The sequence below is a fragment of the Roseibium album genome, assembly GCF_965233825.1.
Taxonomy (GTDB): domain Bacteria; phylum Pseudomonadota; class Alphaproteobacteria; order Rhizobiales; family Stappiaceae; genus Roseibium; species Roseibium album.
The window spans coordinates 426,209-437,500 of sequence record NZ_OZ247583.1; the positions used below are offsets into that span (position 1 = coordinate 426,209).

Below are 11,292 nucleotides of genomic sequence, written 5' to 3' on the forward strand. Positions count from 1 at the left end.
TTCTACACGGGAACGAAGTCTAGGCAGATTCAATGGTTAGTTGCAATATGGGGAGTGCGTTGAGCTAGGCGTAGCCGTTTTGAGAGCTATTTATGGCAGGTTAAACAAATTTTTGATTGACCATATAGTGTATCTATATCGATTGGCTCATCATCTGGGCGCAGCGGATTTGATTGAGCATTGGCTTTTTGGCGCGCAACACGAGCTTCATGATTTGCCTTGATTTGGGCAATTCTCTCAGGCTTCGCCAAATCCTCGAGGCTCTCCCCTTGACTCCATGTGAAAGGTGAACCGGATTCGACTGCGGTTTTCTCATAAGCTTTTGCTTCTTCAAACGCCTGCGGATGGTGCTCCATCAAGCGAACCCATTCGATTTTCTGTTGGAAGAAACAGAATGTGCACCCACTGCGCGAACGCCAGTTATAGTATTTCGGCAGTCCCAGCCCGGAACTGTCTAACAGTTCCATCACCCCGATTTTATCGATGCCTGCTTCCATAAACGGAAGACTAATCTTCAATTTGTCCTTATTTGAGGAATAGCCTTCACGATACTGTTCATCAGCTCGTATCGCGACATAGCTAATAGCCTCCATTCCTTCGTCCAAAAACTTTTGAATCCAGTGTTCAAATGGCCGCAGCTTCAGTTGGCGGGTGCACCAACGTGTTTGAGCTGAAGGAAGAAAGCTTTTGTATTGCTTCAGCCAAAAATCAAAATCCCTATCAGGGTTCAGAGAGATTATGGGCTTCCCCAGAAATCCCTCTAAGCGATTCAAAAATTCATAGACCTCCGGGAGTTCTTTGCCTGTATCCGTAAAAAAATAGTCGATTTCAATTTCGGGATGGTGCTGCCGCATATAAACCGCCAATGCGGCGCTATCTTTCCCACCAGAAAGCCCCAACACATGTTTAGTCAAATTCTGCGTCACGAGGTGCCTCTTCCGGCTTTGCGCTTGTTGCGCTTCGTTTTATCTTCTTGTGTCATGAGTGCCGCACTTGTTTCTGCCAGTGCAGCCAAGAGAACTTCTCGTTTCAGGCCTTTGGCCGACGAAAGCGTCTTCTGAATATCAACGACCAGCTTATCAACGGCGTTTTTGTGTTCGTCTGAAATATGAAACTCACTAACTAGTGGTGTGGGATGCCCATTAATTCCCACGACGACGGCCATCGCGTGACGTTTATCAGCCCTGCCTTTAACTCGCGCGAATGTTTCGGCGCGCAGGAACCGCTGAGCAAGATCAGCAAGCTCTACGGAGGCTCGATCAAGATCAGGATCAACCCAATCTCTAAGAGGCTTGTTTGCGGCTAGGCTCAACAACCCTTCCACGTCACTTTGCAAACCTTGGAAGGTTGAAATTCGCCCAATAAATGCATCAAGCTGGAAGTCGCCGGAAAGTTGCTTAATGTTTTCAGCCCGAGATCGAAGTTCGGCAAGTGCTTGAGGAGATGCATTTGGCACGAGAAGCTCGGAAAGTAGGGAATCCATCACGCGCCGGAGCATTGCCGGGTACGCCTCAATCAGCTCCTTCAACCCACCGCGAATTTCACCGATTAATGCCTCAAATGATTCTTCATCTACGCTGCCATCCTGTCGTCGCAACGATGATGGGATATCGTTAAACAGCAGCTTGTTTGGATCATTTGCGTGTTTGAATAGCCCGCGAATGTGCGTGGCATTTGCAGAAAGTCTGTTTGTTCTCTTTACCCAGGGCTTTAGTCCATCGTGAATAGAAATAAGGCCTCTTGCAACGTCAATCGGCGTCAGATCTGTCAGCTGGTTAGCTTCATCCAATTCACGAACAACATCTGCCATGCCGGAAAGCAAGCGTCGTGAGAATTCTGTCAGATCCATCCATCGCAATTGAACTTCCGATGGGTCTCGAGCGAGGTATTCAGTGTCAAGATCTCTGAAACGAGCCTGGAATATCCCCAAGCGATAAAACGCCACCGAATTGCGGCACGACAATATGAAGGCTACGGCAAGTACCGGAAGCAGGCCATCTTTCACACCAAATGGCTCAGAGCGCCAAATGTCATAAATTTCGGAAAGGTTCATTGCTCGATCACGATTTTCTTCAAGGCTCTTCTTTGCTGCGTGCCAGAGAGGGCCTAAATTGTTTGTATCGTCATCAAGCTCGTCGGCTTGTCGGAAAAACCATCCATTTGGTCCTTCAGCATACAGATTTGATGCCTCCAACAGGGATGCAAATAATCCACCTTCTGCTGGGTATCCTTCTATACCAAGGCGTGGCGAGCCTTCGTTTATTACCATCAAACGTAGCAATGCATTCTGAGCCGCAATGGCATTACTGGATGGTTTAGTTCGGTTTAGCAACTCGTTGTGAATGATCGGAGCATCGGGAAACCGTTTTGATGCAAGTTCTGAAGCAAGAATATTAAGCTGGGAATGCACCTGCCTCTTGGGAGAGCGGTGCTTGACGTACCAAATTGCATTGTCCAGCGCACCTTGCAGCTCCATCTCGAGTTGGCCCTGAAGGGAGGCAATACGCCCCTGAATTTCCCTTCGAGCAACGGCATCACCGGCAAGCTCTGGACTATCGTCTCGCACCTGTTCAAGCGCAAGAACTTCTCGCGCTAAATCCGTTATCACCCAGCCTCGGTGAGAAAGCCCTACTACAATATCGCTCGTCTCAGCATTTCGCGCTGCTTCTCTGCAAACCTGTCCAGCAACCTCTTCGGTTTCTCCATTGGTGGGGATTGCAAGGAGAAACAAACCAATTGCGCCACGCTTTGGTGCGTACTCAATTGCGACATTAGGTGTCTCACTGACGGAAGCGAACGAAACATCAAACCAACGCAACGTGCCCGTTTCATGATAGTGACGTTTCGCCAAAATTGGTTGAATGCCAGCGAGTTGCTGCAAATGGGAAAAATCAATCTCCCGAATATCTTCGAGCGCGTTTTTTACCGCTGTTTCGATGTCAAAATCGCTGCCGGCGAAAACCGCGTACGAGCTTGAAAATTTTCGATAAACAATGAAAGACCAATGACTAAGTTGCCCAAGTGCTCTTTCAATTTGGTTAGCGCTGTATTCAGGATAGGCCGCCTCCAAAACGGATTTGCTTGGCACAAGTCCTGACCGATCCTTGAACAGGTCGATGAGTGCTATTGTTTTTAGAAGCTGTTGGTGGATTTGCTCACCCCCAATGACTTCGCAGCGTTCAATAGCTTCCATCGCTATTGCCCACCTATGACCGTCAGGAGAGGCTAGGATGGACGGCTCCAAATTGGCCTTCAAGTAGTCCCAAAGCCGATCAGCTCCAAACAACTCTTCCGAGTTGATGGACGAAAGAAACTCTTGGAATCCGAACGGTTCAGCAGAGTTTAGAAAACCAAAAACGCTTCTCTGGTTTTGCCCAAAACGCCTTCGTGAAATTGGGCCGAGCATACTTGCAACAACGGGATGTAGCGGCCAACATAGCTCTATGTTTTGATCCAGCTCTGACGATACCGCCGGGCGGTTCTTTCGAATTTCATTCGCAACAATAGTTGCGAGTTTTCCTGGGCTTTTCGGGTTATGATCACTTTCTATCGCCCGTGAAAGGAGCTCAATCTGCTCCTCACCTGCGACATTAACTGGCAAGTCGATATAGCGGCCCTGAATTTTGGACCACTCGTCGCGCATTTCCCGACTTAAGCGATGAGCATACTCGTCAAATGCCTGGTGCAGAATACCAACTACAACCAGACGACCATCGCTTCGGGAAGCAAGCTCAGCAAGTTGTTGAAACAGGTAAATATCGGAGCCGCGTAAGGCAGCTCCTTCTAAAAATTTCCCCATTTCGTCAATGAAAATGACAATACGATTGTCTTGATAGGCACCTTTCAGCTCCGCAAGTAAAGTGGCTTCCGTCCAAGCTCCGTCATGACTACCAGAAATCAATCCTGAAGAAGTAAGCGCTTCTCCAATGACTGCAACCGGATCGTCTCGACGCCCAACAACGGGAACAGTTACACAGCCAGTTTCCTCCCTTGGGAATGCTCGAAGTATTTCTTTCTTTACATGCGCACCCAATGCGCGCACAGCTTTTCTGTGAAGTGTCTCATCTCTCCCCAACAACGCGCTAAGAGCGATGACGAGACTTGATTTCCCGCTCCCATAAGGCCCTGTCCAGGTGAACGCCGTATGCAGTGTTTCACGCGCATGTTGAGCCATGCCGACAAGCACATCGGCGGAAGACTTCGGACAAATAAAGCCATCGAGCGCATCGCTTTGCCCAACATCGGCATCAATACGAATAGAACGCTGAAAGCGGCGGACCACCTTGATGGAGTTTTTAAGGCTCATTATGCGGCCTCCACTTGAGACCGATAATCAAATTGAACCAGCTTTAGCGCGTCAACCGAACCTACTCCAGGGCGACGAAGGACTTGCTTTAACCCGGCTGTTTCCGACCATTTCAACAAGCCGCCTGTAACGGTTTCAATATCAATCAATCTATCAGCTACGTCATTTTCATCGAGCAAAAACACGCGCCCCGGAGACCCCGGCGCCTGAGCTATCATTTCAAATGACAACGAGTTCGATGAAGACACTTTGTCCCAGAACTCCAGAAGAGCATATGCAAACACCCCCTGCCCCAAAGTCGGCTTTGGTCCGCGAACAAACCGAAACCCATCACGTTTCCCAACTGCCTTTATCAACCCTAATTCGGCCAGTGGAGACTCCAGGGCATCATCATGCGCAACGTTAGAAGCTAAAGGTCGCGCAACGTAGGTTCTTACAAAGCATTCTACGTCGCGCTTCAATGTTGCAGCAGCTACTCGGGACCACCCTTGGTGATTGGCAAGCTTGCCTAAACCACCTACGAGTGTTTCTCGTTCGAAAAACTGCCCTGAAAATATATTAAACGCCCAAAACCAAGTGGTCTTCGCCTCTCTTCCAGCGAGTTTCCAATGTATGAGCCAAAGAGTCGAAGGGGTTTCCATAAATGGGTCACAACCCTCCTCCGAGAAGATCAAGTCCCCCAACTCAGTTGTACTAAAACCCTGCCCATCTGATCGATCAGTAATCACGTCCGAAAATGATGACCAATGACGCATCGAGGTAACCATATTCTTCCCAACACCAAAACGCGCGATAGAGTCTTCGCTAATAAAAATAGATTTATTCTTAATTTTTAACTGTGTACGCTTCACTTCATCATAAGATTTTTTTAACCAGCCATATCTGAGCGGAAATGTTTCATGACCTGAGAAGGAAGGGTGATAGTCAGGCTGTTGCAATGGATTGAGCATAAGAAAATTGTCTTCCTGGAGGGTACATCCAGGTCGATCTTAAGCCACCATTTATGTTATCGTCAACGCGGATCTGGAGGCATCCCCCAGAAGGCATGTCGCACTACCAAATAATGAACGCTTACTAGGTGTCTCTCATAACATGTTGACTTATAAGAGTAATATCAAACCAATCTATTTTGACAACAATGCAAGCACTCCATTAGATCCATTGATCTTTGAGGAAATGCTGCCTTTTTTTAAGGAAAACTTTGGCAACCCACATTCAACAAGTCACGCCATTGGCTGGTCCGCTGCCAAGGCTGTAGAAACCGCAGCTGGATCAATTGCAACGCTGATTGGCTGCGACCTTGATGAAGTATTTTTCACTTCTGGCGCAACTGAATCTAACAACATCGCAATTGCAGGTCTCGCAAGAGGACATACGTCAAACAAACGAAAAATAGTAACGACAGAAATTGAGCATAAATCTACCATAAATATCTGCCGCTCCCTCGAAGACGAAGGATTCGAAACTGTATTTACGCCTGTTGATAATAATGGTCGAATTCTATTGGATCAATTATTTCAGAATTTGAACGAAGATGTACTTATTTGTTCTTTCAGCGCAGTAAACTCTGAAATTGGTACAATTCAAGAAATCGATAGAGTATCTGATATAGCCCGCTCTTTTGGCGTATTGATGCATTGGGATGCGGCACAAGCACCCGGCATCTTCTCTCTTCAAAAATTTTCAGAACACACAGATCTCATAAGTCTATCGGCGCATAAAATGTATGGCCCTCAAGGTATTGGCGCTATCCGCATAGCACGAGAAATACAGCCCTTTATCAAGCCTCTGATACAAGGCGGGGGGCAACAAGACGGTATCAGACCGGGCACCCTTTCGACGGCCCTATGTGTTGGCATGGGCCATGCCGCGCGGATCGCTGGCGACGACGATTTACAACAAATCAATCGAACAAGAATTTCGAATTTGAGGAACCGGCTTGTTGAAGGCCTTACTAGCGCCTATCCGTCAATTAGGCTCAATGGCCCTGATTATCAGATACGTCATTCTGGCAATGCCAATATTTGTTTCCCCGGTATAAACGGGGAAGACATTTTGGCTGTTCTCCAGCCTAGACTAGCAGCTTCGACAGGATCTGCATGCACTTCAGGAATACCTGAGCCTTCACATGTTTTGCGCGGTATAGGTCTGTCACAAAATGAGGCATCGTCGTCCGTTAGGTTTTGCCTTGGACGGTTTTCCAACGAAGGAGAAGTTGAGATTGCGATTGAACTAATTTCAAATGCCATAGACCAGTTTGAGACAATTCGCGACGTTGGTTGACTGACATTTCTGATGAACCAAGCAAATTTGTAGCTAGCGATCTTAAGTTCAGGAACCACACACCAGTTGGTTCTGGCTACACCTGGCTACAGTGGCCTTTATGATTTTTGTTGAGAACAATTGTTTTTTATCAAAAAAAGTTGGGCGTGAGTGTAGCCATTTTGTAGCCAGCGCAAAGAAAAAGGGCTTAGCCTTGTGACTAAGCCCTTGATATATTTGTTTGCGGGATCAGGATTTGGTGTTTTTTTGCCCTTCTGCGTCGGTCTTTGCCCTCCTTGATGGGGCCCGGAGAGGTTCTCGCCTGTATCCACTGTCCAGATACGCCAAAGACCGCCCTGTTGGACGGCCTTTGGCGTATTTGGTTGCGGGAGCAGGATTTGAACCTGCGACCTTCAGGTTATGAGCCTGACGAGCTACCGGACTGCTCCATCCCGCGTTATTTTTGTGTGCTCGGGAACCGAAGTTTCCGGCGAGGGCTTTGTTTGCCCGGTCATTTTTGTTTAGCGCGTCCTCGATCCTTTCGGATCTGCGGGCGTCGCGTGGGCTGCTCCATCTGGGGCATGCCCTGGAATTTTGTTGCCTTGGATGCTGCGCTGTTAAGGGACAAGAGTTCCGAAGCGCAGCGAAGGCAAGCGCAAGTGCGCGCCGGCCACTTTTGGCCGCCCCAAAAAACCTGGATTTGGGAGGCCAGGGCGAAGCCCGATGCGGCCGTGAGCGCTATGTTGAAGAGATGCGCGCTCAAGCAGCCGATAGGCGGTAGCGCACTAAAAATGTCAAACTGCGTTTTGCAGGCCTGGCGACGACCTACTCTCCCACACCTTAAGATGCAGTACCATTGGCGCTGGGGAGTTTCACGGCCGAGTTCGGGATGGGATCGGGTGGGGGCTCCCCGCTGAGGCCACCAGGCCGGCGAAGCGCAGTTTGCTTTTCCCTCACGGCCGCACCGCGCTTTTCAAGCGCTGGCCTGCGGGAGCGCGCCCTGACCGGGCGGCGGCCGCTTGGCCTTGCGAAGCTTGCGCTTCGAACTGTGTTTCCACGAGGGGTAAAACTGGTCTTGGTTTGATCATTTCAAACGCACTCAAGTAGCCGCTAGGCGGTAGTGCACTTAAAATGATCGTTTCAAAGCGCCTTTGGCGCTTTTAAAAGATGAGCATTGACTAATGAGAGGATCAAGCCAAACGAGCTATTAGTAAAGCTAAGCTTCATGCGTTGCCACACTTCCACACGCTTCCTATCGACGTGGTGGTCTTCCACGGCTCTTCAGGGAGAACTGGTTTTGAGGTGGGTTTCCCGCTTAGATGCTTTCAGCGGTTATCCCTTCCGTACATAGCTACCCTGCAATGCGGCTGGCGCCACAACAGGTCCACCAGAGGTACGTCCATCCCGGTCCTCTCGTACTAGGGACAGATCCTCTCAATTCTCCTACACCCACGGCAGATAGGGACCGAACTGTCTCGCGACGTTCTGAACCCAACTCACGTACCACTTTAATTGGCGAACAGCCAAACCCTTGGGACCTGCTCCAGCCCCAGGATGTGATGAGTCGACATCGAGGTGCCAAACAATGCCGTCGATATGGACTCTTGGGCATCATCAGCCTGTTATCCCCGGCGTACCTTTTATCCGTTGAGCGATGGCCCTTCCACGAGGGACCACCGGATCACTATGGCCGACTTTCGTCTCTGCTCGACTTGTCAGTCTCGCAGTCAGGCAGGCTTATGCCATTGCACTCAACGAGCGATTTCCGACCGCTCTGAGCCCACCTTCGCGCGCCTCCGTTACCATTTGGGAGGCGACCGCCCCAGTCAAACTACCCGCCACACACGGTCCCGGATATTGTTGTACCGCGGTTAGATATCCATGACGACAAGGGTGGTATTTCAAGGGTGACTCCACCTCAGCTGGCGCCAAGGCTTCAACGTCTACCACCTATCCTACACATGTCGTGACGAATACCAGTGTGAAGCTGTAGTAAAGGTGCACGGGGTCTTTCCGTCTGACCGCAGGAACCCCGCATCTTCACGGGGAATTCAATTTCACTGAGTCTATGCTGGAGACAGCGGGGAAGTCGTTACGCCATTCGTGCAGGTCGGAACTTACCCGACAAGGAATTTCGCTACCTTAGGACCGTTATAGTTACGGCCGCCGTTTACTGGGGCTTCAATTCGGTGCTTGCACACCTCCTCTTAACCTTCCAGCACCGGGCAGGCGTCAGACCCTATACGTCGCCTTGCGGCTTCGCAGAGCCCTGTGTTTTTGATAAACAGTCGCCACCCCCTGGTCTGTGCCACCCCAATCCGGTTGCCCGGACCGAGGTCTCCCTTCTCGCGAACTTACGGGAGCATTTTGCCGAGTTCCTTCAGCATAGTTCTCTCAAGCGCCTTGGTATTCTCTACCAGTCCACCTGTGTCGGTTTCGGGTACGGTTTATAAAGTGGAGCTATTTCCTGGAACACATTCGCTGCACCCCCAATCCAATAAGGAGATACAACACACTGCATCCGTCACTACCACCAAGCTGCAGAATATTAACTGCATTCCCATCGACTACGCCTTTCGGCCTCGCCTTAGGGGCCGGCTAACCCTGCGCCGATTAGCGTTGCGCAGGAACCCTTGGACTTTCGGCGAGCGGGTCTCTCACCCGCTTTATCGTTACTCATGTCAGCATTCGCACTTCTGATATCTCCAGGACCCCTCACAGGTATCCCTTCGCAGACTTACAGAACGCTCCGCTACCGCGCATCATAAGATGCACCCGCAGTTTCGGTGTATGGCTTGAGCCCCGGTACATTTTCGGCGCGGGACCCCTTATTTAGACCAGTGAGCTGTTACGCTTTCTTTAAATGATGGCTGCTTCTAAGCCAACATCCTGGTTGTTTTGGGAGTCCTACATCCTTTCCCACTTAGCCATAACTTAGGGACCTTAACTGGCGGTCAGGGTTGTTTCCCTCTCCACAATGGACGTTAGCACCCACTGTGTGTCTGCCGGATAGTACTTCTCGGTATTCGGAGTTTGGTTAGGATCAGTAAGGCGGTAAGCCCCCATAGCCCATCCAGTGCTCTACCCCCGAGAGTATTCATCCGACGCTCTACCTAAATAGATTTCGCGGAGAACCAGCTATTTCCGAGTTTGATTGGCCTTTCACCCCTAGCCACAGCTCATCCCCGACTTTTTCAACAGGCGTGGGTTCGGTCCTCCAGTGCGTGTTACCGCACCTTCAACCTGGCCATGGCTAGATCACTCGGTTTCGGGTCTAATCCAACGAACTAAAACGCCCTGTTCAGACTCGCTTTCGCTACGCCTACACCTATCGGCTTAAGCTTGCTCGTTAAATTAAGTCGCTGACCCATTATACAAAAGGTACGCTGTCAGGCTTGCGCCCTCCAACTGTTTGTAGGCATCCGGTTTCAGGATCTGTTTCACTCCCCTCGTCGGGGTGCTTTTCACCTTTCCCTCACGGTACTTGTTCGCTATCGGTCGACAAGGAGTACTTAGGCTTGGAGGGTGGTCCCCCCATGTTCAGACAGGATTTCACGTGTCCCGCCCTACTCAAGGACTATAAGAATTTCTACCCGTAAGGGGCTGTCACCCACTAAGGCCCGACTTTCCAGACGGTTCCGGTTCTTATCCTATAGCCACTGGCCTGGTCCGCGTTCGCTCGCCACTACTAGCGGAGTCTCGGTTGATGTCCTTTCCTCCGGGTACTTAGATGTTTCAGTTCCCCGGGTTTGCTCCCTTGCGGGTACTCCATACGGAGTGGGTTTCCCCATTCGGAAATCGCCGGATCAAAGCTTATTCGCAGCTCCCCGACGCTTATCGCAGCGTATCACGTCCTTCATCGCCTCTTGTCGCCAAGGCATCCACCGAATGCCCTTAAGACACTTGATCACTCTCATTATCAATGCTCATCAATGGCCTGCCATCCACAAGCAAAACTCCCGGGTACCTTTTACACCCAGGCGCAAGCCAGCTTCAAACAAACCGATCATTGATTAATTAAGACCAGTTTCACGAGATTTCTTTGATTGCCATGCGGTCAAGCTGACAAACCACTTAATCGTGGAGCCCTGCATTGGTTTCCCGCGCTACCGCGCTTCGCGCCACTTGAGCGCCAACACAGAGATCAAAAAAATCTTCTCTTCAACGATGTCAAGAACAAGCGATGATCAGAACAATCATCGCAAAACGGTTTCTTCTTCAAAAACAAGCTTGATTTCCTTGCAATCACGGCTGAGCGAGCCTGCGGCTCTAGCCTCCGCTGCGCTCCGGAACTCCCGTTCCAGGCAAACCCTGAGCAAGCAACCCGGCGAACCAAACACGCGCTCAAGCAGGCGATAGCCGCTAGCGCAAGAATAATGGTGGAGCCTTACCCGTTTGCCCGCAGATCCGAAGGATCGAGGACAAACAAATCATAATGTCGGCTGGCGACACCATGAACGAAGTGAATGGTGGAGCCAGACGGGATCGAACCGACGACCTCATGCTTGCAAAGCACGCGCTCTCCCAACTGAGCTATGGCCCCATGTTGTTTCGTACACGACAACGCTGTTCCTCACGCTCACGCGTTCGGGCTGTCGCGGCGCGCGGTCGCGCTTGCCTGCGCTTCGCTCCGGACCACAAGTCCCTCGCAAAACAGACAAACTCAAACGTCACCTTCATAAGTGATTACTCAAAAGCGCCTCGTATGCCACGCCTGGCGGGCT

4 protein-coding genes, 2 tRNA genes and 2 rRNA genes are annotated in these 11,292 nt (G+C 50.4%); 1 reads left to right on the forward strand and 7 read right to left on the reverse strand.

What is annotated here, in order from left to right; all coding sequences use genetic code 11:
- Positions 1–86: 86 nt before the first annotated feature.
- Genes ACO6TI_RS01970 through ACO6TI_RS01980 form a run of 3 tightly spaced genes read right to left on the reverse strand, consistent with a single transcriptional unit; the run spans position 87 to position 5,256 of the window.
- Positions 87–926, reverse strand: coding sequence for a phosphoadenosine phosphosulfate reductase family protein (locus tag ACO6TI_RS01970; RefSeq protein WP_422384237.1), 840 nt, complete (start codon positions 924–926; stop codon positions 87–89).
- On the reverse strand, positions 923–4,306 hold the full coding sequence (locus tag ACO6TI_RS01975) for an ATP-binding protein (protein WP_422384238.1): 3,384 nt from the start codon (positions 4,304–4,306) through the stop codon (positions 923–925). The genes ACO6TI_RS01970 and ACO6TI_RS01975 overlap by 4 nt, the downstream gene beginning before the upstream one ends.
- Entirely contained in the window at positions 4,306–5,256 is a 951-nt protein-coding gene (locus tag ACO6TI_RS01980) for a DUF4007 family protein (RefSeq protein WP_422384239.1), read from the reverse strand. Before ACO6TI_RS01980 ends, ACO6TI_RS01975 begins: the two co-directional genes overlap by 1 nt.
- A gap of 142 nt (positions 5,257–5,398) precedes the next feature.
- Between ACO6TI_RS01980 and ACO6TI_RS01985 the strand changes: the two genes are divergently transcribed.
- Positions 5,399–6,589, forward strand: coding sequence for a cysteine desulfurase family protein (locus tag ACO6TI_RS01985; protein WP_422384240.1), 1,191 nt, complete (start codon positions 5,399–5,401; stop codon positions 6,587–6,589).
- Positions 6,590–6,948: 359 nt separating this feature from the next.
- Here the strand turns inward: ACO6TI_RS01985 and ACO6TI_RS01990 are convergent.
- The 4 genes from ACO6TI_RS01990 to ACO6TI_RS02005 all read right to left on the reverse strand — a co-directional run bounded on the left by ACO6TI_RS01990 (position 6,949) and on the right by ACO6TI_RS02005 (position 11,111).
- Positions 6,949–7,025 (reverse strand) — tRNA-Met (locus tag ACO6TI_RS01990).
- 355 nt (positions 7,026–7,380) lie between these two features.
- Positions 7,381–7,495: ribosomal RNA gene (gene rrf, locus ACO6TI_RS01995) — 5S ribosomal RNA — on the reverse strand.
- 259 nt (positions 7,496–7,754) lie between these two features.
- Positions 7,755–10,477 (reverse strand): 23S ribosomal RNA (locus ACO6TI_RS02000).
- Positions 10,478–11,035: 558 nt separating this feature from the next.
- Positions 11,036–11,111: transfer RNA gene (locus ACO6TI_RS02005), tRNA-Ala, on the reverse strand.
- Between the last annotated feature and the right edge of the window lie 181 nt (positions 11,112–11,292).

Excerpts from the sequence above, each read along its gene's own strand:
- ACO6TI_RS01980 (WP_422384239.1), bottom strand. The coding sequence starts at position 5,256 with ATGCTCAATCCATTGCAACAGCCTGACTATCACCCTTCCTTCTCAGGT.
- ACO6TI_RS01975 (WP_422384238.1), bottom strand. The coding sequence starts at position 4,306 with ATGAGCCTTAAAAACTCCATCAAGGTGGTCCGCCGCTTTCAGCGTTCT.
- ACO6TI_RS01985 (WP_422384240.1), top strand. The coding sequence starts at position 5,399 with ATGTTGACTTATAAGAGTAATATCAAACCAATCTATTTTGACAACAAT.